The following is a 22326-nucleotide window of genomic DNA, read 5'->3' as shown; positions in this document are numbered from 1 at the left end:
GCCACCTTTGTCAGTTGCCTTCAACCCCTCGGGGCTGCTGAACGGCTTAGCCCTAGCCGAAACAGTACCGGTTCGAAACCGGAAAATGTGACGTTAGCGCTAAGGCAAACCGACAAAACAAAGGTTGGCGTGGTAGTCAGCCCAAAATGCCCGGCAATCGCAGCCCATGTTCACGCGCGCAGGCTTTCGCGTCCTCGTACCCTGCGTCCGCGTGACGCCAGACACCTGACGCGGGATCATTCCAGAGCACCCGTTCCAGTCGCTTGGCCGCGGCATCTGTTCCGTCTGCACAGATGACGACGCCCGCATGCTGGCTGAAGCCCATACCAACCCCGCCACCATGATGCAGCGAAACCCAGGTCGCACCCGACGCCGTATTGACAAGCGCGTTCAGCAGCGGCCAGTCCGAAACAGCATCCGAACCGTCCTTCATCGCCTCGGTCTCGCGGTTGGGTGAGGCAACAGAGCCACTGTCGAGATGGTCTCGGCCGATGACGACCGGAGCTTTCAATTCGCCGTTTCTAACCATCTCGTTGAACGCCAGCCCAGCCTTGTGGCGATCTCCCAGCCCGATCCAGCAGATCCGCGCTGGCAAGCCCTGAAACGCAATACGCTCCTGCGCCATGTCCAACCAGTTGTGCAGATGGGTATTGTCGGGGAACAGTTCCTTCATTTTGGCGTCGGTCTTGTAGATATCTTCAGGGTCGCCGGACAACGCACACCAGCGGAAGGGTCCGATACCCCGACAAAACAGCGGGCGAATATAGGCGGGCACGAAGCCGGGGAAGGCAAAGGCGTTCTCCAACCCTTCATCCTGCGCAACCTGTCGGATGTTGTTACCGTAATCCAACGTCGGCACGCCCGCGTTCCAGAAGTCCACCATTGCAGCGACGTGCTGCTTCATCGAAGCACGTGCAGCCTTTTCGACCGCCTTCGGGTCACTTTCGCGCTTGTCTTTCCATTGCGCCATGGTCCAACCAAGCGGCAGGTAGCCATTTACCGGATCGTGGGCACTGGTCTGATCCGTGACAATATCGGGGCGCATCCCGCCAGCTTGCATCCGAGCGTAAATTTCCGGGAAGATTTCAGCGGCATTTCCCAACAGACCAACAGATTTCGCTTCGCCCGCCTTGGTCCAGCGATCAATCAATGCCAGCGCTTCATCCAGCGTCTCGGCTTTCTCGTCCAGATATTTGGTGCGCAAGCGAAAGTCGATGCTGTCCGGGTTGCATTCCACGGCCAGACAACAAGCCCCTGCAAAGACAGCGGCCAGAGGCTGCGCGCCGCCCATTCCACCCAGCCCCCCGGTCAGGATCCACTTACCTGTCAGGTCACCGCCATAGTGCTGACGTCCGGCCTCGGCAAAGGTTTCATATGTGCCCTGCACGATGCCCTGTGTACCAATATAGATCCACGAGCCAGCGGTCATCTGGCCGTACATCATCAGACCTTTCTTATCGAGCTCGTTGAAGTGGTCCCAATTGGCCCAGTGCGGCACAAGGTTCGAGTTTGCAATCAATACGCGGGGTGCATCGCTATGGGTGCGAACAATGGCAACCGGCTTGCCGGACTGGACGACCAGAGTTTCATCCTCTTCCAGATCTTTCAGGCTGGCAACGATGGTGTCAAAATCCTTCCACGTCCGCGCCGCGCGGCCAATCCCGCCATAGACCACCAGCTCATGCGGGTTTTCGGCCACGTCAGGATGCAGGTTATTCATCATCATCCGCAACGGCGCTTCGGTCATCCAGCTTTTGGCGTTCAGTTCAGGTCCGGTGGGCGGAAAGATGTCACGGGTGTTTTTGCGAGGATCGGTCATCGGGCAAGCTCCAATGCTGTGTCATTGAGGACGTCTAGAATGTCTTTCAACCAACGCCGGAGACGGGTGGCTTTGGCGGCGTCAAAAGTCCAGGGTGGCGTTTCTGATGTCAGGTAGGTCGACTGCGCCAGCTCCATCTGGATCGCGTGAATACCGTTATCCGGGCGTCCGTAGTGCCGTGTCGTCCACCCGCCTTTGAAGCGCCCGTTCAAAACGGTGCTGAAAGGGGATGAAGAGGCGAATTCATGTGCAATTGTTTCGATTTCCGGTGCACAGGTCATCCCGTTATTTGTTCCAATGTTCATGTCGGGCAAAACGCCGTCGAACAGAAAAGGAATGTGACTGCGGATTGAGTGGCAATCATACAGCACAGCGATGCCATGGATCGCCTTCACCCTTTCCAGTTCGGCCAGCAAAGCGGCATGATATGGCGCATGAAATGCGTCACGTCGTTCAATGGTATCTTTTTCAGTTGGAAGGATGTCCCAGATATCCTGCCCGTCGAAATCCGTAAGCGGCACCAAGGTCGTCGTGTTTTGGCCAGGGTAAAGAGAAGTACCGCCTGGGTCACGATTGGCATCGATCACATAGCGATGAAAGGCGGCCCGCACCGTGGTAGCACCGGGCAAAAGCCCGTCGTAGAGCATGTGGATGTGCCAATCCGTATCTGTCAGCGCCCGACCCCGAGCATTCAGTTTGGCATCAATCGCCGCAGGCACATAAGTGCCCGTGTGAGGCAGGCCCAAAACAATTGGACTACCACCCTGAACAACCTCGACCGGAGCAGTCATGCGCCAAGCTCTGGCATGGCCACACCGGTGCTTTCGGCAATCTCACCGCTTGCAATAAGGGCCGAGGCTGCTTCGATGTCATTTGCCATGTATCTGTCATCTTCTAACGCCGGTACAACCGAACGCAGGCGCGCCATGACACCTTGAAGGCTTTCACTGGTTGGCAGCGGCGCGCGATATTCAACCCCTTGCGTTGCACACAGCAACTCGACCCCAAGGATACGCTCCAGATTGGTCACCATTTGCCCCAGCCGCCGCGCGCCATGGGCGGCCATTGACACGTGATCTTCCTGATTGGCCGAAGTCGGTGTTGAATCCGTGACGCAAGGATTGGCCAGATGCTTGTTTTCGCTCATCAGTGCGGCTGTCGTGACTTCGGCAATCATCAGGCCAGAGTTCAAACCGGGGTTGGGAGTCAAAAACGGAGGCAAATCAAAGCTGAGCACCGGATCGACGATCAGCGCGATGCGTCGCTGCGCAATCGCCCCGATCTCGGCCACTGCCAGAGCAATCATGTCGGCGGCAAACCCGACCGGTTCTGCATGAAAGTTTCCGCCTGATACGATCAACCCGGCCTCGGCCAGAACCAGAGGGTTATCGGTGGCGGCGTTAGCCTCGGTTTCCAGCGTCACTGAAGCCTGACGCAGCACATCCATCGCGGCACCAACAACCTGTGGTTGGCAGCGGATGCAGTACGGGTCCTGAACCCGCGTATCACCGTCCCGGTGGCTTTCGCGAATGACGGACCCAGCCAGTAGCGCGCGCATGGTTGCGCCCGCTTCGATCTGGCCCCGGTGACCACGCAATGCGTGAATTTCGGGCTGCAAAGGTGCGGTAGACCCCATGATCGCATCAGTTGTCAGGGCTGAAGTGACCAAGGCACTTTGCGCCGCCCGCCAAGCGCCGAAAAGCCCCGCCAGCGCAAATGCCGTCGAAAACTGAGTACCGTTGATCAGCGCCAGACCTTCCTTGGGACCAAGTTCGACCGGGGTCAAACCTGCCGCTGTCAGTGCGTCGCCGCCAGACATGACGGTACCGCCAAACTCAGCCTCGCCCTCGCCCATCATGACGGCTGCCATGTGCGAAAGCGGTGCCAGATCACCCGAAGCGCCAACAGACCCTTGTGCCGGGATCACCGGTGTCACGCCTGCGGCAAGCATCGCTTCCAGCAGGTCAATCAGTTCCAGTCGCACACCCGACGCGCCACGTCCGAGGCTGAGCAGTTTGAGCACCATCATGAGCCGCGCAACTGCACGCGGGATCGCTGGTCCGACGCCACAGCAATGGGACAGGATCAGGTTGCGTTGCAGCGTCGCGGTATCCCTGGCCGCGATCTTGACGCTTGCCAGTTTTCCAAAGCCCGTATTGACCCCGTAAACGGCGGCTTCACCAGTCGCCGCCTCAATGATGCGAGCGTGCGCCGCAGTTATGGCAGGCCTGCAATCCGGGTTCAGCCGAACGGCGCATTCTTGGCGAAAAACCTGTTCCAGATGCGCCAGAGACACAGCGCCGGGAGTTAACGTCAGAGTGGTCAAAATGCGCCTCCGAATATGCGGGCGTGAAGGGGATTAAAACCGATGCGGTAGGCAAGCTCGGCCGGGTGATTGACATTCCAGACAGCCAGATCCGCCCGCAGGCCTTGGACGATCCTGCCGCAGTCTCTCAGGCCCAGTGCACGCGCGGCATTTACGGTGACACCTTTCAATGCTTCCTCGGGTGTCATTCGAAACAAGGTGCACCCCATGTTCATCGCAAGCAGAAGCGACGTCATCGGAGCCGAGCCCGGATTGCAGTCGGTCGCAAGGGCCATTGGCACGTCGTACTTGCGCGACAGATCAATTGGCGGTTGTTGCGTCTCGCGCAGGGTGTAGAAAGCCCCGGGCAGAATCACAGCCACCGTGCCTGCCGCTTCTATGGCTTTGACACCGCTTTCGTCCAGATACTCAATGTGGTCGGCAGAAAGCGCACCATAGCGTGCGGCAAGTTTCGCACCACCCAGGTTGGACAGTTGTTCAGCATGCAGTTTGACCGGCAGTCCTAGTTCCTTGGCAACGTCAAACAGTGGCACCAGTTGGTCGGGCAGGAAGGCAATCCCTTCGCAAAAGGCGTCCACTGCGTCTACCAAACCCTCGGCATGAGCCGCGCGGAGCGTCGGAATGCAGACTTCGTCGATATAAGCCTCGGGCCGGTCTTCATACTCGGCGGGCACAGCATGAGCGCCCAGAAAGCTGGTTACAATGCGCACCGGGCGGCTTTCCTGCAAGGCCCGCGCGGTTCGCAGCATGGTCAGCTCAGTTTCACGATCAAGCCCATAGCCCGATTTGACCTCGATCACCGAAACCCCTTCGGCGATCATCGCGTCCACGCGCGGCAGGGCCTGCGCAATCAAATCCTCTTTACTGGCCGCACGCGTGGCTTTCACGGTCGAAACAATACCTCCGCCCGCGCGGGCCACCTCTTCATAGCTGGCACCGTTAAGGCGCATCTCGAACTCAGCCGCGCGGTGGCCGCCATGCACTACATGGGTATGGCAATCGATCAGAGCCGGCGTCACCAGCCGCCCGTCCAGCGAAGTTTGAGAGAATGTCGCGTATTCTTCCGGCAACTGCGCCTTCGGACCGACCCATGCAATCTGGCCCCCACGCAAGGCAATCGCCGCGTCTTCGATCAATCCGTATGCATCCGCACCAACCATGGTAGCGGCGTGCAGATCTGTGAACAGATGATCGTGGGTTTGCATTCGAATCCCTCTTCGGTGCAATTCTCTCTTTTCTGGTACAGGTCTTTATGGCATATGTCTATTCATAAAACCGGAGGTAGGAATGACGGTCATATTCGCAAAACGGGCCTTTCTGGCAGCCGGCTGGGCAGAAAACCTGCGAGTCGAGATCAAGAATGGTCGTATCGCGCATCTGACAACCGACGCGGTCGCGCAAAACGGCGACACCTGCGTTGACACTCTCCTGCCCGCTTTGGGCAACCTTCACAGCCATGCCTTTCAGCGCGCCATGGCGGGAATGACCGAATATCGGTTGGCTGGCCGTGACAGTTTCTGGACTTGGCGCGATCTGATGTATCGTTTCACAGCCCACCTGAGCCCTGACCAAATTCAGGCCATCGCCGCGCAAGTCTATGTTGAGATGCAGGAGGCCGGGTACGCGTCGGTCGGGGAATTCCATTATCTGCACCACCAACCGGACGGGCAGCCCTATGACAGGCTTTGCGAACTCAGCTACCGGATCATGGCCGCCGCCGCCGAGACCGGAATTGGCCTGACCCATCTGCCCGTTCTGTACAGCTATGCAGGAGTTGGAGAAAAACCGCTGGAGGCCGGGCAGCGACGCTTTGGCAATGATGTGGGCCGTTTTTGCGAACTTGTCGCTCAGGCGCGGGAAGCGCTCGGCAATCTTCCCGACGACTGTCGCGTCGGCATCGCGCCACATTCCCTGCGCGCCACGTGTCCGCGCGATATAGCGCAGGTGGTGGCATCACAAATTTCCGGTCCGATCCATATCCACATTGCTGAACAACCCAGAGAGGTTGAGGAAGTGCAGGCTGGCCTTGGCGCGCGTCCGGTCGAATGGCTGCTGGATAATGCCCCGGTTGATTCCAACTGGTGCCTGATCCACGCAACCCATATGACCGACGAAGAGACTCGCGCCATGGCCCACAGCAATGCCGTTGCCGGTCTGTGCCCGGTGACAGAAGCCAACCTGGGCGATGGGCCTTTCAATGGCCCTGTCTATTTGAATGCAGGCGGCGCTTTTGGCGTGGGATCAGACTCCAACGTGTTGATTTCCATGACCGAAGAGCTCCGCACACTCGAATATTCGCAACGACTGCGCGACCTGTCACGTAACGTGCTGGTGGTTGGTGAAGGTTCTGTCGGACAAACCCTTTACCGCGGCGCAGCTATTGGCGGCGCGCAGGCGCTAGGCCGCAATGCGGGGCAAATTGCCGAAGGAATGCTGGCTGATCTTGTCGCCATTGACAGCCAAGCCCCTGCCCTTTGCGCATTACAGCCCCAGCAGTTGCTGGATGGTCTTGTCTTTGCCGCCAAAGATAATGTCGTTACTGATCTTTGGTCCGCAGGCCGACATCAGGTTCAAAACGGGTATCACGTCATGAGGGATAAGGTCGCGCGTAACTACAAACGGGCAATAGGTGAGCTTCTGGCTGAGCTTTAGCTGGGGGCCTTATTGAAACTCACGCGAAGGATCTTGGCACCAGCAGCGGGCCTGACCGTAACGGCGGCGTTCAGCGTCATTGCGTCTCCGGCCACCAGAGGCGTTTTGTCTGACATATGGGCCATTCCCGAGGCGACAAAGATAAACTCGCCCGCCGCCCCCTCGAATTCCTGATCATTTGCAAAAACGTTCACTACCACAACGACGTCCTTTGGATCGTAGATCACATTGAACGCACGACACGGCCCGTCCAACAGCCGCGCATTCAGCGCGAGCGCCCCGTCGAACGAAAGCGGCAGCAAAAGGCGTGCCGTTAAAACGCCGCTATCGCCGAGCAAATCAAGCCCTGCCCCTTCGATGATCGTGTGTACGCGCGACATCCCTGGAAATCGGGAAAATGCCCCATCCCGATCGATCCGGGCCACACTAATACGCCAGGCGACGTGCTCGCCGACCCGCTTCGCGGCAAGTTCGGTTGTTATACCGCCACCATTGGCCCATTGCGTAACCGCGCAATCCTGCAATCTGATAAGGTTCTGGGTCAAATTCTTTGCATCTCACCGTTAACCTAGACATAATACTAATAAGTTCAAAAAATATAGTGAGCACAATGTGAACGGGCAGAAAAACACCGGCTTCCAGGATGTCCGCGATGAAGTTTTAAATCGCATCCAGACCAGAATCTGGCCGCAAGGCAGCTTGCTGCCTACCGAACTGGAGCTTGCCGCCGAATTCGGTTGTGCTCGCGCAACTGTCAATCGCGCTCTGCGTGAACTCGCTGATCAGGGTATTGTTACACGGAAACGCAAAGGCGGCACGCGTGTGGTCACAACACCGGTCAAACAGGCCAGATTGCCGATTGCGGTTGTCCGGCAAACCATTGAAGAAATGAATGCAGAATACCGGTATGCGTTGGTCAGCCGTACGCTGGTAGATTGTCCGGCATGGCTACAAGCCAAACTCGGACTGCCCGAGGGCACGCAAATTCTGCATTTGCGCTGTATGCACCATGCAGACAATCGCCCCTTCCAGTTCGAGGAGCGATGGATCAATACCGCCGCAGTACCGCACGTCATGGATGAAGACTTTCTGACCACCGGTCCTAACGAATGGTTGCTGGCCGAGGTTCCTTTTTCGAACGCGGAAATTGCATTCTCGGCTGTTCCGGCAACCGGTCCGCTTCAGGATTTTCTTTCCGTTCCGCCCGGCACCCCTTTGTTCCAGTTGGAGCGGACAACGTGGTTTCGAAAAACCCCGGTCACCTTTGTGCGCATGACCTTTCATCAGGGGTATCAAATGCGGACTACGTACTGAGGCCGTATTCGTTATTGGTGATCCCGCCGAATGCCAAAATCTCGATCCGCTACCCCGCTTGTTTCAAGTACGCACTACATCAAGTGCATGTGCATTCGGGTGGCCAGACTGCCCAGAACCCAGATGGTGCCAAGGATCATGATCATCAGAACCAGTGTCGAAAACAGCACCAGGTGCAGATCTTCGCGGCTGCTGCGCCGACGGTCGATATGCAGGAAGTAGACAAGCTGCAACACAAGCTGTGCCAATCCAAGCAACCCGATGGTCAGGTAAACACCAACCGTTTCAATCCCATAAACCTGCGCCACGCCAAACATCGCCAAGGTCAACAAAAGTGAGCCACCATACCCGATCACATAGCGCCGACGCTCGCGACGATGCATTTCAGAGCGCTTATCCATAGGTCAGACCTCCGAAATACACGATGGTAATGATCCCAATCCAGATCAGATCGAGAAAATGCCAGAACAACGCCAGCCGCACCACGCGCGAGATAACCACATCCGTCATACCCTTGACGCGCAGCTGGATACCCAAAACGATCAGCCAAAGGCATCCAGTCGCAACGTGCAAACCATGCAGTGGGACCAACCCGAAAAAAGCCGACAGAAAACCGCTGCGCTGCGGAATGCCGCCTTTATCCGCCATAGCCATGAAGTCGCGCACTTCAAGCACCAGAAAACCAAGCCCAAGCGCAAGAGTGACGCTAAACCATAAGACAATGCGACCGCGCGGCAGGTTGTACTTCAACGCCAGCATGGCAAGACCCACTGTCAGGCTGCTGGTCAGCAGTATCAGGGTCTGCGCAAAGACACTTTTCAGATCAAACAACTCGTGCGGGCCGGGGCCACCTGCCTGCGCATCGATCATCGTTATGTAAATCGCAAACATCAGGCCAAAATAGACCAGATCGCTCATCAAGAAGACCCAGAACCCAAAGGTGACAACCTCGGTTGCCTTGTGGGCATTGGCGTGATGTTCCCCTAGATTGATACCGGGATAGCTGTGAGTGGGCGCGCGCTTCATGTCGCCACCTCCAGATCCGGGCGGGCAAGGCCGCGGTTTTCCGGAGAAGTTTCATAATCGCGATCAACCGCCGCTTCGCTGTGGACCAATGCCAGCCAGGCTTCGTGGTCCCTTCGCACCTCTTCCGCGGGGATGGTGAGTTCTGTACTGTCATCAAATGTCCAGATGATCACCACAAGGATCATCAAAACCGTCATTAACGCCGCAAGCCACCAGATCCACCAGACCAGCGCAAACATCCATATGCCACTGAGAACGCACAGAACAAAGCCAATTCCCGTGTTTCGGGGCAGTTCGATATCTTCATAAGCGTCTGGTGTTGGATAGGCCGTTCCTTTTGCCTTCTGTGCCGTGAACTCATCCCGATCCGAAACCTTGGGGATGATCGCAAAGTTATAAGCGGGAGGCGGTGAAGGGATAGACCATTCCAATGTGCGACCATCCCAGGGATCCCCAACCGGAACACGGGTTTGGTCGCGGTCACGAATGCTGACCCATAGCTGGATCAGGACCGAGAACAATCCACAGGTAATAACAATCGCTCCGATGATGGCCACGATCATGAAAGGGTGGAAAGACGGATCGCTATAGCTGAAAGATCGGCGCGGCATGCCCAACAGCCCGACGAAGTAGAGAGGCATGAATGTCAGCAAAAACCCCCCGGTCCAGCAATAAACAGAAACCCGGCCCCAGAATTCGTTCAGTCGGAATCCAAAGGCCTTGGGGAACCAGTAATTGTATGCCGCCAACAATCCGAACAACACGCCAGGCAATAACGCGTTGTGGAAATGAGCTACCAAAAACAGCGTATTGTGAACCTGGTAGTCTACGGTGGGATTTGCCAGGATCACGCCGCTCAGCCCGCCGATGGCAAACAGCATCAAAAATGATAGCCCATAAAGCATCGGCACCGAGAACCGAATGCGTCCCCGCCACAACGTCGCCATCCAGTCATAGACTTTCACGCCGGTTGGGATGGCAATCAGCATGGTCGCGATACCAAATACCGCGTTGATCAACGTGCTTTGACCCATGGTGAAAAAGTGGTGCAGCCAAACTGTGAACGACAACACGGCGATCGACATGGTCGCAATGACAAGCGAGTTGTAGCCATAAAGCCGTTTGGCCGAGAAGGTCGCAAACACCTCGGAATAGATGCCATAAGCAGGCAAAACCAGCAGGTAAACCTCGGGGTGGCCGAACAGCCAAAACAGATTGGCATAGTTCATCATGTTGCCACCGAGGTCGTTTGTGAAAAAGTGGAAATCAAGATAGCGATCAGCGGCAAGCATCAGCGCGGCGACACTCAAAGGCGGCATAGCAAAGACGATCAAGATCGAACTGCAAATGATTGTCCAGCAATACATCGGCAGCCGCATGAACGTCATGCCCGGCGCGCGCAACTTGTAGATCGTTACAGCAAAATTGATACCGGTCAGTGAGGTGCCAATGCCCGAAACAACGATTGCCCAGATCCAGTAATCCGGTCCAACACCGGGATTGAACGTTGCGCCGGTATACGGTGGATAGGCTGTCCAGCCGCCGGTCGAGAACTCTCCAACCACCAGCGAAACCATCAGCATCATGCCTGACGAAACCGTAAGGCCCAGACTAATCTGGTTTAGTCGCGGGAACGCCACATCGCGCGCACCGATCATCAGCGGGACGATGTAATTCGCAACACCAAAGACAAAGGGAACGGCAACAAAGAAGACCATGATTGTGCCGTGAGTGCTGAAAAGCTCGGCAAAATGTTCGGCTTCGAGGAAACCGTCGCCGGGCCCGGAAGCCTGCTGCGCGCGCATGACAACGCCTTCAAGCACACCGCGTGCCAGCATCACGATGGCAAAGACGATATACATGACACCGATCTTCTTGTGATCGACGCTGGTCAGCCAATCGCGCCACAGGGGTGTCCACAGACGAAACCAGCTCAACAATCCTACGACAACAACAACGCCAATAATCACAACAGCTGCGGCTGTATTGGCCACGATCTCATTAGTATTTGGGTTCTGGATCAACCCGGCAATCGGAAGAGCGTCCCAACTCAGACGCCCGAAGAAACCTGTCTCGGTCGGCGTCATTTTTGCGCCTCCTGCCCAAATGATGCAGTTCCAGGCTGTAGCTCGATCGGTAAAGGCTGACCGCTGTGGTAGCGGCTCAGGATATTCCGGAACAGGTCGTCTTCTATTGTGAAGTAGAGCGCATCATCCGGCATCCGAGATGTTCCCAAAGCGGCCTGAACTTCATCCCTGTCAGTCCGCATGGCCAGTTTCCGATAGTTTGCCTTATCTAGTTGGATGCTGTTGTTACGCACTTTTTCGACCCAAGCGTCGAAATCCTCACCACTCATTGCGATAGTGCGGAACTTCTGCTTGGTAAAGCCCCGTCCGTTGTACTGAGTGTTTTCGCCCTGCATCACTTCCGGCGCATCCGCGACAAGATGTAACTGGGTGGTCATGCCCGGCATCGCATAAATCTGCCCAGCCAGCGCGGGTATCATAAAAGACTGCATTACGGTATCGGTCGTCAGCGACAATGCAATTTGCCGCTTTGTCGGAATTCCAAACTCTCCCACTGTGGCGATCCCGAGATCGGGGTACAGAAACAGCCATTTCCAATCCAGACCGACAACCTGAACCCGCAGCGCCGGATCCTCACCAAACGGTGCCGAATACGGGTCAAGCCGATGCGTCGCCTGCCAAAGATAAAAGGACAGCAGGGCCACGATTATTACAGGCACGCCCCACATGACAAATTCCAGCTTGGCCGAGAAATCCCAATTCGGTGCGTAAGGCGCAATGCGGTTGCTTCGGCGGCGATACCGAAACGCTATTATCGGGACCAGCACCAGTACCGGGATAACGGCCAACAGGATCAATACGGTCGCGCGAAGCAAATGCGTTTTCTGAACTACCGCTATCGGGCCTTGCGGGTCCATAAAGCTGTCGCTGGCCAAAGCTGGTTGCACCGAAGCGATCAACAGGAACACAGCGGCAAGTCTGAGCAAGGATGGATTGGACGAAACGACTTGTGCCACAGCTGACTGTCCTCTCCTCATCTCGATCCCATCCAACTATCGGCAAGTGGGTGAAATTTCTCAAGAGTTTTCCGAACCACAAATTGCCATCCTCAGCTTTCTTTCAACTTTGGGTATAAACAGCGACGGGTCGCGCGGCATCTTCCCGTTGACTTGCAAGGCCAGTCGGGACAGAAAAATCGTCAATGCGTACTTTGCTTGTCACTCTAGGATTGATCCTTCTGTCCCAGACCGCACTGGCACAGGATCGTGCAGCAATTGAACGCCAGTTTCAGTCGTGGCTGTTGGAGACGATCTGGCCCAAGGCGCAGGCCAAAGGTGTTTCACGCAACACACTGCAACAGGCGTTTTCCGGTGTTACTCTGAACTGGGACCTGCCGGATCTGGTTCCGCCCGGGCATAAACGCAAAACGCCCAAGGCGCAAAAACAAGCCGAATTTGGCTCGCCCAGCCGGTATTTCAATACGGGGTCAATTCAGGGTGCAACGTCTGTCGGGCGCAGGATGGCAAAGCAACACTCTGCGATTCTTGCCAAAGTCGAAAGCAATACTGGCGTTCCTGCTCGTATCATTCTGGCAATCTGGGGCAGAGAAAGCGGCTATGGGCAGGTGCCAATCCGCCATGATGCGTTCAGGGTTCTGTCGACCAAGGCATTCATGAGCACACGCGCGGAATACTTCACGGCCGAGCTTATCGCAGCTCTGCAAATCGCAGAAGCGGGGCCCCTGCCAGCCCGGCAAATGAAAAGCAGTTGGGCAGGCGCGTTAGGGCAACCCCAGTTCATGCCATCAAGCTATTTGGATTACGCCGCAGATGGCAACGGCGATGGACAGGTCGATATCTGGGGGTCATCCGATGATACAATCACTTCGATTGGCAACTACCTGAAAAAGCACGGCTGGATCGCCGGGCGTGACTGGGGTTTCGAAGTGTCTGTGCCGGCAACCGTTTCATGTACATTGGAAGGACCCGACCAGGGGCAGTCAATTCAGCAGTGGGAAGCGATGGGCATAAACCGGGTCTCTGGCAAACCTTTTCCAGCCCACGAGATGAAGGGGGTAGGTTACCTGATGATGCCAGCAGGACGATTTGGTCCTGCTTTTCTTGTCACTCCAAATTTTTACGTTCTGAAGGAATACAACAAAAGCGATCTGTATGCTTTGTTCGTCGGCCATGTCGGTGACAGAATCCAATTTGAAAGCGACGATTTTGCAGGGCGGTGGGGCAAGGTCGGCGGTTTTTACCGTTCTGACATCGCAAAGATGCAGGGCGCGCTGGAAAGCTTGGGGTACGATGTCGGAGGCGTTGACGGCTTGCCAGGTTTCAAAACCCGCCGTTCAATAGGCAGATGGCAGGAAACGATGGGTGTTGCACCTACCTGCTTTCCTGAAGCCTCGATGACAACGAAACTGGCCCGATAAGGCACCAAGCATGCGTTGAACGGTCGCTCTCGACTTGCTTAAGCATCTTATCGCCGGTCGCAACAGACCGCATTTATCATCAATCTTAATGATTTCGACCATATTGTTGCTCTTTCAAAAACGGACTTGATGCGTCAGATCATGTATTTCCAAGAAGCTCGGATGTTTGCCGACGGGTTACTTGTGCCCTTAAGACACGTTACTTGACGCAACTTGCGACTAAGTGAGCCGTGTTAATTCCAGTTACGCAATCCCTTCCATCTGAGTTCTTTTTGACCGCGCAGTCCAAAACTACTTGTCATAACAAGGCGATATGCCCATCCAAAGAAAGGCACGCGGAACTCCGTTCGGGGGCTTTTCAAGGCAAGTGATGCTGCTCCAAAATATCAACTTTCCGTGATCGACAAATCGTCGCCAGATTTTTGGCACAGAGTTGTAAGGGAAGGGTCGCTGGGAACTGTCGTTCGGGCCTTGTATACAGGAAACAACGGAGTCGGCTTTTGACTCGTCTGGACCAAGGTGGCACGATTTGGTCAATAACAGCCGGCACACTGGGCATGATTGATTGACACGGTTTTGAAGACTAAGAGGACATTCCGGATGTTTTCTGTTTTACTGGCCAAGTTTTGATTTGAGAGGCACCATGACACGCAAAGTCACCAAAGCAGTTTTTCCAGTGGCGGGAATGGGAACCCGGTTTTTGCCGGCAACCAAGTCCGTTCCGAAAGAGATAATGACGTTGGTGGACCGCCCCCTGGTGCAATATGCAATCGATGAAGCCCGCGCCGCTGGGATCAAAGAGTTCATCTTTGTGACGTCTCGCGGGAAATCCGCGCTTGAAGATTACTTTGACCATAACCTCGTCCTCGAACAGGAACTAATGGCCAAAGGGAAAAACAAGCTTCTCGATATCCTGAACAAGACCAATATGGAAAGCGGCGCGATCGCCTATATCCGCCAACACAAAGCCTTGGGTCTGGGCCACGCCGTTTGGTGCGCGCGCCGCTTGATAGGCGATGAACCTTTTGCCGTTATGTTGCCTGACGATGTGATTGCTGCAGACAAACCATGTCTGCAACAAATGGTCGAAGCCTATGAGGAAACGGGCGGCAACATGGTGGCAACGATGGAGGTTCCGCCAGAAAAGACAAGTTCGTATGGCGTGCTGGATGTTGTCGACAGTATCGGCCCGGTCATTCCGGCCAAGAGCATGGTTGAAAAGCCTGAACCATCGAAAGCGCCATCCAATTTGGCCGTTATCGGGCGCTATATTCTTCGACCTTCCGTGTTGAACAACCTGAACGCAATGAAAACCGGAAGCGGCGGTGAAATCCAACTGACTGATGCAATCGCCGAAGATATCGCATCCGGCGTGCCCGTTTTTGGCTACAAGTTCGACGGGCAGCGTTTCGACTGCGGCTCAAAATCCGGTTTTCTGCAAGCAACCGTTTCCTTTGCCCTTGCCCGTGACGACCTGCGTGATGACCTGAGCCAGTATCTGAATGACATCGTTGCAACTGGAAAAGCGGCCCAGTAGCCAAGGGATCACTCATTCCACAAAAAGAACTGAAAAATATCGTTGGTCATCAGCAATTCAGGGGCACGCGTATGAACAGAACGGTCTATCCAGTCATCCTGTGTGGTGGTTCAGGAACGCGTTTGTGGCCCCTGTCGCGCAAAAGCTATCCCAAGCAATTCGTCCCACTTGTCGGCAAAACCAGTCTTTTACAAGATTGTGCCGACCGGATGCTTGGGCCCTCGCATGCGCCCTATGCCAAACCACTGGTTCTAACCAACGATGCCTTTCGGTTTATTGTCCCTGAACAGTTGACAGCTGTGGGGATCGCCCCCGGCCCGATCCTGATTGAGCCTGAAGGGCGCAACACGGCCCCTGCCGTACTGGCGGCTGCGTTGTACCTTGCCTTACGTGATCCGGATGCCATCATGCTGGTTGCACCTTCAGATCATGTGCTTCCAAACAAGGCGGCTTTTCATCAGGCAGTCGACATAGGCGTGCGCGCAATTGCCGAACGAGGCGATCTGGTGACATTTGGCATCACGCCCACTCGGCCCGAAACCGGGTATGGCTACTTAAAGCTGAACGACGCCCCAGACGCGTCCGAGGGTGCAGTTCGCCTGGATCGGTTCGTGGAGAAACCGGATCTGGAAGCGGCGCAGGCGATGGTGAAAGATGGCCGTTACCTGTGGAACTCCGGCATCTTCCTGTTTGCGACACGTGACATCGTTGCCGCATATGAAAAGTACGCTAGCACCCTTGTTGCACCTGTCCAAAAGGCCGTCGACAGCGCAAAGACAGATTTGGGGTTCCTGAGATTGGATCCTTCAGCTTGGGCTGACGTCGATGACATATCGATCGACTATGCGGTCATGGAAAAAGCTCCCAACCTCAGCGTGGTTCCCTATTCCGCAGGTTGGTCTGATGTTGGCAGTTGGACGGCTGTTCAAGAATTGTCAGATCCTGATGAAAATGACATAGCGACACATGGGGAAGTAACCACAATCGACTGCCGCAACGTTCTGATACGATCAGAATCGCCAGCGCAGGAAGTGGTGGCAATGGGGCTTGAGAACGTTATCGCAGTTGCGATGCCAGATGCTGTGCTGGTTGCCAGCATGGATAAAGCCCAGGACGTCAAGCAGGCTGTTGCTGCCTTAAAGGCAAAAGGGGCCAAACAGGCAGATACGCTTCCGGTCGATCACCGCCCCTGGGGCTGGTTTGAGAGCCTCGTGATCGGTGACAGATTTCAGGTCAAGCGAATCCATGTGCATCCGGGCGCAGCGCTCAGCCTGCAGTCCCATCACCACCGGTCCGAGCATTGGATTGTGGTAGAGGGCACCGCCAAGGTCACAATCGATGATCAGGAACGGTTGGTCAGTGAAAACCAGTCAGTCTATATCCCGCTGGGTGCTGTGCACCGGATGGAGAACCCTGGCAAGGTGCCCATGGTATTGATCGAAGTGCAGACCGGCACCTATTTAGGCGAAGATGACATCATTCGATATGAAGACATTTATGCCCGGGATTAAGCGGCGACATAGTTCTCCACAGGCCATACTCGGGTCGGCTTATCCCCGGAGATACTCAGGTTAACAGATCATTTCCTGTGCGGTCGGCCAGGTCAGACGAGATTGACGCGCCTTACGGCAGGGTGGCGCGCAACCGATTTTCGGACCGACAGCCACAGGAGGCCCCCCGTGTCACAGATCTCACCCAGACTGCACCTGCCTTTTCTGCAACCTTCGCAGGCCCAAAAACACGTCATCCACAATGAAGCACTGCGACAGCTTGATCTGGTCGTTCAACTTTCAGTACAGACGACCAATGCCAGCACCCCGCCCGTAGTCCCCGAGCAGGGCGATATCTATGCTCTGGGCGCCACCCCCACCGGGGACTGGGCCGGACATGCAAGAGAGCTTGCCGCATGGCTGGACAACGCCTGGCATTTCTTGACCCCGTATGCGGGCTGGCGTGCCTGGGACGAAGCCACTGGTGAACTGAAGTTCTGGAATGGGTCTGACTGGCTGCCCTTGCCCGTCAATACTCAGAACCTGGATGGTATCGGGGTGGCGACAAGTTCGGACGTTACGAATCGCTTGTCTGTCCGAAGCCCGGCCACGCTTCTGAGCCACGAGGGCGGCGGGCATCAGCTGAAGATCAACAAGGCGGGTGCCAGCGATACGGCATCGCTGGTGTTTCAGTCGAACTGGACCGGCCACGCTGAAATGGGGTTATCCGGAAGTACGGGGTTCTCAATTAAAGTGTCCCCTGACGGAGGTACCTGGACGGAAGCTCTGACTTTTGACCCTACGACCGGAACAGCGGCTGGTGCAGCTATTCAGGGTAATATGACGGATACCACTCCGGGTCGCCTGATGCGTGCCGACTACGGCTATGGGCCGGGCAACCTTCTGGGGGCGGTATCAGAAGTTGGCGGCACACCAACCGGTGCGGTCATAGAGCGCGGAAGTAATGCCAGTGGCGATTTCACGCGTTTTGCTGATGGAACCATGATTTGCACCGCCGTGTTGCTTCCTGTCGCATGTACGACCGCTGAAGGCGCATTATTCGCAAGCGCTGCAATGACGTGGGACTACCCAGCGCCATTTTCCTCTGCGCCGAGCGTTAGTGGCAGCGCTGGAGCTAATAATCGCTTCATCGGGTTTGATGTGCCCGGAAACACTCAAGTTACCTGCAAAGCCCTCTCCTCAACTTCGGATGCAGTCGCTTTTTCACCAGGTGTCATCGCCATAGGGCGCTGGTTCTGAGTACAGCTGCCGCCTGAACTGTGGTTCAGGCGGTTTTTTTGTGTAGTCGACCCATTTCTTTAGCAATCACCGATTTCATTGGACCCGCCACAGACGCCTTGCTCCGGGCGAAAAGCGAGCGACGCAACACCACACGCCTGGTGGCTGTTTATTACTGATCCATGCCCAGAATCGTATCTTCTTAGCTGACAATGGCCGTGATTCAACAGTTTCTGCGCTGCACGACGGACTTTAGAAACTCCTTTCCAGCACTTATTGCCTCAAAAACAACAAGAAAACGTGGGAACTCAACAGCCATACCTGTAAATCATTGAAACCGGCCCTGGATTCTTCGATTGTGCCCGCGCAGTTGATAGTAATTGGTAAAAAAGGATTTGGCAGATGCGCATTGCAATGATCGGCACAGGTTATGTGGGCCTTGTGTCCGGTGTGTGTTTCTCGGACTTCGGTCATGATGTGATTTGCGTTGATAAGGCTGAGCAGAAGATCGATATGCTCAAAGCCGGACAGGTGCCTATTTATGAACCGGGTCTGGACGTGCTGATGGCACGAAACGTCGCGGCTGGCCGTCTGAGCTTTACAACCGATCTTGCAGCCGCAGTGGACGGCGCGGATGCTATCTTTATTGCAGTTGGAACGCCAACCCGGCGTGGAGACGGCCATGCGGATCTGACCTATGTGATGGCAGCGGCGGAAGAAATCGCTCAGGCTGTCACCGGGTATACCGTTATCGTCACAAAATCGACTGTGCCCGTCGGAACAAACAGAAAAGTGCAGGAAACAGTCAAGGCCGCCAACCCCCAGGCCGAATTCGACGTGGCTTCGAACCCTGAATTCCTTCGCGAAGGCGCGGCAATCGACGATTTCATGCGCCCGGACCGCGTCGTGGTCGGCGTGGAAAACGACCGCGCAGCCGAAGTGATGGCAGAAATATATCGCCCTCTGTATCTGCGCGACTTCCCGATCCTAACCACCGATCTGGAAAGTGCCGAGATGATTAAATACGCCGCCAACGCGTTTTTGGCGACCAAGATCACCTTCATCAATGAAATCGCAGGACTGTGCGAAAAAGTTGGCGCGGATGTTAAAGAAGTTGCGCGCGGCATCGGCCTTGACGGGCGGATCGGCAACAAATTTCTGCATGCGGGACCCGGCTACGGTGGTTCATGTTTTCCAAAAGACACGGCCGCGTTGGCGCGGATCGGGCAGGACCACGCGCATCCGATGCAGATCACCGAGACCGTCATCCGCGTTAATGACGAAATCAAGAAGCGGATGATCGAGAAAATTCGTGACGCATGTGACGATCATTTCAACGGCAAGACCGTGGCAGTTCTGGGTGTCACGTTCAAACCCAACACAGACGATATGCGCGACGCGCCATCACTGTCCATCGTTCCCGCCCTGATAGGCGGAGGCGCAAAGGTGCGCGTTGTTGACCCGCAGGGAAAATCTGAAGGAGAAGCGCTTTTGCCGGGCGTCGAATGGTGCGACGATCCGTATATCGCCGCGCGGGGCGCGGATGTTGTTGTGCTGCTGACGGAATGGAATGAGTTCCGCGCGCTGAACCTTTCCGAAATTGCAGCGTCAATGAAATCAGCCAGGATGGTTGACCTGCGCAACATCTACTCGAAAACTACGGCGCTGAAGTCAGGATTTGACACCTATGTCGGCGTTGGGCGCTGAAAGTGTGCTTCCCGCCGCACGCATCTTCAAGTGGTTGACGGATCATAGTGCGGCAGTCCAGACCCGGTAACGGCCTTGGCCGGTGACTTCACGCACCAGACCTCTCCGGGTGAACAGGTCAAAATTCCGCTGAACCGCCGCGCGCGAAGAAATGGTAAGTTCTTCCGCAAGCGGGGCCGAGACCATGGGCCACGCCGCCAGAGCATCAATCATACGCGGGGGGGTGCGACCGCTCAAATCCTGCGTCGCGTCGCGCGCCTTGCCCTCCCAGGCACTGATCCGGTCGAGGTGCAGCAAGGCCGCAAGAACGGCTTGCCCGGCTCCCTGTATCCAAGACCCTAACTTTTCCGTCGGCCCACCCGTTCCGCGCAACGCACCCGGACCAGACAACGCCAGTGGCATGAACATTGCGCCGCCCCGCCCCATCGAAGCCGCGTGCCGCGCTGCGATGATTGCCGCCTCGGTGTCGTGTCCGACGCCCTGCGATATAGCTCGCCAAGCATGAAACGCGATCGCCGATTGTGTTACCGGGTGCAACCTTTCAGCATTCTGCATGACTTCGGCCAGATCAACGATCGCTTCGGGCGTCGCATCAGAGCCCTGAGCCAGACGGTCGAGAAACGCGGTCAACCCGCTTTCCCACCCACCTGTAGCCGGGCCTGCGCCTGAGCTCAGACGGCGCACGGCCCAACCTGCCCGAAACAGCGCCTGCACGTCATCGTGGGTCGCGCCGATCCTCAGACCCGTCCACAAAGCCAGGCGGTCTACGCTGACCCGATCCCCTGTCCACCACCCCAGATCGGACGTTTCCATAAGTGCCAAACGGTGCGTCCACCCCTCAGGCCCCGAACGCAGCCGCTCATCCAGAGCGCCAAAGGTCAGGGCAAGATCAGCAAGCTCTGCCGACAATTCTGATTGTGCCGAATGCCAATCGCGCGGATCGAACAACGGGCGCTGATCTGATCGGGGACCAGGCAGAAAGAAATCTTCCTCCACGTCCTGGTCCGGGGGCAAAAACCAAGGGTCGTCCTCTTCTGCCGGATCGCCGTCATAGATACTGGCTGGGCCAAGATCATCGACCTCGTCTTCTGGAAGGGGCATGGTTTTCTTCGACGTCATACCCGGCATTCTTCGGGCATTTGCAACTGTTCACAAGGGTTTTCCATCAGCCCGAGAATGTACGGGTCAACACTTCCAGTTCAGCGCTTAAATCCGTATGCGGGGAACTGCCCAACAGCATATATCCATAACCGCCTTGCTCCCACTTTGCAGTTGCCAAACCGCTCAAGACCGATAGTTGGACGTCGGTACTTGGGGCATTCGGTCCTTGGCGAATAACACAGAAGGCAAGTGGTCGACCCTGATCATCAGCAAAAACCACTTGGATCAAGGGCTTGCCTTTGAATGAAAGAACCTGCGCACGCTTCAGCTCCAACCCTGGCAGTGCTTCCAGTATGTCCTGATTCAGCGATCGTCCTAACTCAGCTTCGGCCATTGCAAATTGCTTGGCCAGCGACGCGTCCGAACTGTCCAGCGATGCAATCGTTTCCGGCACGTAAAGTGATTGATAGATCGCGGCCTGCTGGGCCCAGCTTAAATCTGCTGGCCGGGTGGCCCAGAATGTTACGGCGACGGCTGCAAACGCCGCGCTGGCAGCCACCGCAACAAGACGCAGAAACCCGTTAATGCCGGGCCGCGTCGTTTTTTCCGGCAGGTCCACCTTCGGCGCTTCAGCGGGCAGGTTCTCAAAAACGCCCCGAACAACTAGCGCAAACGGATCCAGCGCCATCAGACGATGTTCCAACGTAGCGTCATCTTCAACCGCAGCCTCAATAGCGCGGGTCTGAGCCTCGTCCAGGCTGCCTTCCAGATACGCTAGAAGCGTCTCGTCGGAAAACGTCATTTGCCACTCCGTCGCGCGGTGTCCGCTGCATCAATCTGCATCACGGTTTTAAGTTTCTGCCGGGCATTCGAAAGCCGGCTCATGATCGTGCCAATTGGAACCTTCAACAAGGCAGCTGCTTCGCGATAACTGTACCCCTCAACGAAGACGAGCATTACCGCTTCGCGCTGTGCCTCAGGCAACTGCATCACTTGATTAAACACTTCAGCCGCGAAAATATTCGTTTCTGTGTCTGGTCCCGTTGCAACCAGATCCGCTTCGGGGGTCACCGACAGCGCCTGCGCGTTCCGAACCGACCGCGAACGCAGCTCATTCAGCCAGATCGACCGGCAGATTGTCATCAACCAGCTGTCCAGACGGTTATGCGACGTCACCTGATGATGTCGTTCAAGCGCGCGCAAACATGTGGCCTGCAACAAATCGTCGGCTACATCCGAGGCACCCGATAATGCCAGCGCAAACCGCCAGACACGCTTCGAATGCGTCTGAACCGCATCGCGGACGGCTTGTTCAGAAGTCATCTCAGCTCTCATCGAATGATCGCGACCTGCTTGTGTTTCTCAATCGCGGATCGGACCCGCAAGGGCAGAATTGCCATATTTAGCAATGAAATGAAACGAAACTCCTGCTCCAAGCAGTCACGTTTGCGTCTGTAATTGTTGCAGCGCCTGTTTCTGCAACCAACTGGGTGTTGGATACTGGCCATTTGCGGCAGTTGTATTGGTTTCGACCAAAGGCATGGTGTTCCAAAGCACATAAGCCGTTCGATTGCGGTATTGGATTGCTTGAGTATTTGGTATTGGTTGCGGGTTTGAGGGTTAGGTCTTATTTAGCGTGTTTGGATGTTGG

Annotated in this window: 19 protein-coding genes; 7 read left to right on the top strand and 12 right to left on the bottom strand. The window is 56.0% G+C overall.

What is annotated here, in order from left to right; all coding sequences use genetic code 11:
• Positions 1-136: 136 nt before the first annotated feature.
• The 4 genes from hutU to hutI are packed head-to-tail and all read right to left on the bottom strand — an operon-like array spanning position 137 to position 5350.
• A complete protein-coding gene (gene hutU, locus ACR0ID_RS11785) occupies positions 137-1819 on the bottom strand; it encodes a urocanate hydratase (protein ID WP_480494235.1) in 1683 nt (560 codons plus the stop codon).
• The gene (gene hutG, locus ACR0ID_RS11780; protein WP_480605595.1) at positions 1816-2610 is read right to left on the bottom strand and encodes an N-formylglutamate deformylase; all 795 of its coding nucleotides are present in this window, start codon (positions 2608-2610) and stop codon (positions 1816-1818) included. Before hutG ends, hutU begins: the two co-directional genes overlap by 4 nt.
• Positions 2607-4145 (bottom strand): histidine ammonia-lyase, encoded by a 1539-nt coding sequence (gene hutH, locus ACR0ID_RS11775; protein ID WP_480605593.1) that lies wholly within the window; start codon positions 4143-4145, stop codon positions 2607-2609. The genes hutG and hutH overlap by 4 nt, the downstream gene beginning before the upstream one ends.
• On the bottom strand, positions 4142-5350 hold the full coding sequence (gene hutI / locus ACR0ID_RS11770; RefSeq protein ID WP_480605590.1) for an imidazolonepropionase: 1209 nt from the start codon (positions 5348-5350) through the stop codon (positions 4142-4144). The genes hutH and hutI overlap by 4 nt, the downstream gene beginning before the upstream one ends.
• 82 nt (positions 5351-5432) lie before the next feature.
• Here hutI and ACR0ID_RS11765 point away from each other — a divergent pair, with 82 nt between their 5' ends.
• A complete protein-coding gene (locus ACR0ID_RS11765; RefSeq protein WP_480605587.1) occupies positions 5433-6797 on the top strand; it encodes a formimidoylglutamate deiminase in 1365 nt (454 codons plus the stop codon).
• Here ACR0ID_RS11765 and ACR0ID_RS11760 read toward each other — a convergent pair.
• A complete protein-coding gene (locus tag ACR0ID_RS11760) occupies positions 6794-7342 on the bottom strand; it encodes a HutD/Ves family protein (protein ID WP_480605585.1) in 549 nt (182 codons plus the stop codon). The genes ACR0ID_RS11765 and ACR0ID_RS11760 overlap by 4 nt on opposite strands.
• Before the next feature lie 67 nt (positions 7343-7409).
• Here ACR0ID_RS11760 and ACR0ID_RS11755 point away from each other — a divergent pair, with 67 nt between their 5' ends.
• Positions 7410-8111 (top strand): GntR family transcriptional regulator, encoded by a 702-nt coding sequence (locus ACR0ID_RS11755; RefSeq protein ID WP_480605582.1) that lies wholly within the window; start codon positions 7410-7412, stop codon positions 8109-8111.
• 74 nt (positions 8112-8185) lie between these two features.
• Here the strand turns inward: ACR0ID_RS11755 and ACR0ID_RS11750 are convergent, their stop codons facing one another.
• Genes ACR0ID_RS11750 through ACR0ID_RS11735 form a run of 4 tightly spaced genes read right to left on the bottom strand, consistent with a single transcriptional unit; the run spans position 8186 to position 12180 of the window.
• Positions 8186-8512 (bottom strand): cytochrome o ubiquinol oxidase subunit IV, encoded by a 327-nt coding sequence (locus ACR0ID_RS11750; protein ID WP_480554864.1) that lies wholly within the window; start codon positions 8510-8512, stop codon positions 8186-8188.
• Positions 8505-9137 (bottom strand): cytochrome c oxidase subunit 3, encoded by a 633-nt coding sequence (locus ACR0ID_RS11745; RefSeq protein ID WP_480605579.1) that lies wholly within the window; start codon positions 9135-9137, stop codon positions 8505-8507. The genes ACR0ID_RS11750 and ACR0ID_RS11745 overlap by 8 nt, the downstream gene beginning before the upstream one ends.
• Complete coding sequence (locus ACR0ID_RS11740) at positions 9134-11224, bottom strand: cbb3-type cytochrome c oxidase subunit I (RefSeq protein WP_480605576.1); 2091 nt, start codon at positions 11222-11224, stop codon at positions 9134-9136. Before ACR0ID_RS11740 ends, ACR0ID_RS11745 begins: the two co-directional genes overlap by 4 nt.
• Complete coding sequence (locus tag ACR0ID_RS11735; protein ID WP_480605574.1) at positions 11221-12180, bottom strand: cytochrome ubiquinol oxidase subunit II family protein; 960 nt, start codon at positions 12178-12180, stop codon at positions 11221-11223. The genes ACR0ID_RS11740 and ACR0ID_RS11735 overlap by 4 nt, the downstream gene beginning before the upstream one ends.
• Before the next feature lie 185 nt (positions 12181-12365).
• Here ACR0ID_RS11735 and ACR0ID_RS11730 point away from each other — a divergent pair, with 185 nt between their 5' ends.
• The 5 genes from ACR0ID_RS11730 (at position 12366) to ACR0ID_RS11710 (ending at position 19574) form a co-directional block, all read left to right on the top strand.
• The gene (locus ACR0ID_RS11730) at positions 12366-13601 is read left to right on the top strand and encodes a lytic murein transglycosylase (protein ID WP_480605571.1); all 1236 of its coding nucleotides are present in this window, start codon (positions 12366-12368) and stop codon (positions 13599-13601) included.
• A gap of 643 nt (positions 13602-14244) precedes the next feature.
• The gene (gene galU / locus ACR0ID_RS11725; protein WP_480519762.1) at positions 14245-15138 is read left to right on the top strand and encodes a UTP--glucose-1-phosphate uridylyltransferase GalU; all 894 of its coding nucleotides are present in this window, start codon (positions 14245-14247) and stop codon (positions 15136-15138) included.
• 71 nt (positions 15139-15209) lie between these two features.
• A complete protein-coding gene (locus tag ACR0ID_RS11720) occupies positions 15210-16649 on the top strand; it encodes a mannose-1-phosphate guanylyltransferase/mannose-6-phosphate isomerase (RefSeq protein WP_480605569.1) in 1440 nt (479 codons plus the stop codon).
• A gap of 168 nt (positions 16650-16817) precedes the next feature.
• Positions 16818-17888 carry a DUF2793 domain-containing protein gene (locus tag ACR0ID_RS11715; protein ID WP_480605566.1) on the top strand — a complete coding sequence of 357 codons (1071 nt, stop codon included), beginning with the start codon at positions 16818-16820 and terminating at the stop codon, positions 17886-17888.
• A gap of 381 nt (positions 17889-18269) precedes the next feature.
• The gene (locus ACR0ID_RS11710; RefSeq protein WP_480519756.1) at positions 18270-19574 is read left to right on the top strand and encodes a UDP-glucose dehydrogenase family protein; all 1305 of its coding nucleotides are present in this window, start codon (positions 18270-18272) and stop codon (positions 19572-19574) included.
• Positions 19575-19616: 42 nt separating this feature from the next.
• On the opposite strand, the gene ACR0ID_RS11705 is transcribed toward ACR0ID_RS11710, so the two are convergent.
• The 3 genes from ACR0ID_RS11705 to ACR0ID_RS11695 all read right to left on the bottom strand — a co-directional run bounded on the left by ACR0ID_RS11705 (position 19617) and on the right by ACR0ID_RS11695 (position 21998).
• Entirely contained in the window at positions 19617-20675 is a 1059-nt protein-coding gene (locus ACR0ID_RS11705) for a helix-turn-helix domain-containing protein (RefSeq protein WP_480605563.1), read from the bottom strand.
• A gap of 64 nt (positions 20676-20739) precedes the next feature.
• Positions 20740-21477, bottom strand: coding sequence for an anti-sigma factor (locus ACR0ID_RS11700; RefSeq protein ID WP_480605561.1), 738 nt, complete (start codon positions 21475-21477; stop codon positions 20740-20742).
• The gene (locus tag ACR0ID_RS11695; protein ID WP_480605558.1) at positions 21474-21998 is read right to left on the bottom strand and encodes an RNA polymerase sigma factor; all 525 of its coding nucleotides are present in this window, start codon (positions 21996-21998) and stop codon (positions 21474-21476) included. The genes ACR0ID_RS11700 and ACR0ID_RS11695 overlap by 4 nt, the downstream gene beginning before the upstream one ends.
• Between the last annotated feature and the right edge of the window lie 328 nt (positions 21999-22326).

This window comes from Ruegeria sp. AL2, from assembly GCF_056540845.1.
Note: the sequence above shows the minus strand (reverse complement) of the source record. Positions and strands in the feature narration are given on the sequence as shown.

Bases quoted from the DNA above. Each gene is read 5' to 3' on its own strand.
- hutU (WP_480494235.1), bottom strand. From the start codon at position 1,819: ATGACCGATCCTCGCAAAAACACCCGTGACATCTTTCCGCCCACCGGA.
- hutG (WP_480605595.1), bottom strand. From the start codon at position 2,610: ATGACTGCTCCGGTCGAGGTTGTTCAGGGTGGTAGTCCAATTGTTTTG.
- hutI (WP_480605590.1), bottom strand. From the start codon at position 5,350: ATGCAAACCCACGATCATCTGTTCACAGATCTGCACGCCGCTACCATG.
- ACR0ID_RS11765 (WP_480605587.1), top strand. From the start codon at position 5,433: ATGACGGTCATATTCGCAAAACGGGCCTTTCTGGCAGCCGGCTGGGCA.
- ACR0ID_RS11750 (WP_480554864.1), bottom strand. From the start codon at position 8,512: ATGGATAAGCGCTCTGAAATGCATCGTCGCGAGCGTCGGCGCTATGTG.
- ACR0ID_RS11745 (WP_480605579.1), bottom strand. From the start codon at position 9,137: ATGAAGCGCGCGCCCACTCACAGCTATCCCGGTATCAATCTAGGGGAA.
- ACR0ID_RS11740 (WP_480605576.1), bottom strand. From the start codon at position 11,224: ATGACGCCGACCGAGACAGGTTTCTTCGGGCGTCTGAGTTGGGACGCT.
- ACR0ID_RS11730 (WP_480605571.1), top strand. From the start codon at position 12,366: ATGCGTACTTTGCTTGTCACTCTAGGATTGATCCTTCTGTCCCAGACC.
- galU (WP_480519762.1), top strand. From the start codon at position 14,245: ATGACACGCAAAGTCACCAAAGCAGTTTTTCCAGTGGCGGGAATGGGA.
- ACR0ID_RS11720 (WP_480605569.1), top strand. From the start codon at position 15,210: ATGAACAGAACGGTCTATCCAGTCATCCTGTGTGGTGGTTCAGGAACG.
- ACR0ID_RS11710 (WP_480519756.1), top strand. From the start codon at position 18,270: ATGCGCATTGCAATGATCGGCACAGGTTATGTGGGCCTTGTGTCCGGT.
- ACR0ID_RS11705 (WP_480605563.1), bottom strand. From the start codon at position 20,675: ATGCCCCTTCCAGAAGACGAGGTCGATGATCTTGGCCCAGCCAGTATC.
- ACR0ID_RS11700 (WP_480605561.1), bottom strand. From the start codon at position 21,477: ATGACGTTTTCCGACGAGACGCTTCTAGCGTATCTGGAAGGCAGCCTG.
- ACR0ID_RS11695 (WP_480605558.1), bottom strand. From the start codon at position 21,998: ATGACTTCTGAACAAGCCGTCCGCGATGCGGTTCAGACGCATTCGAAG.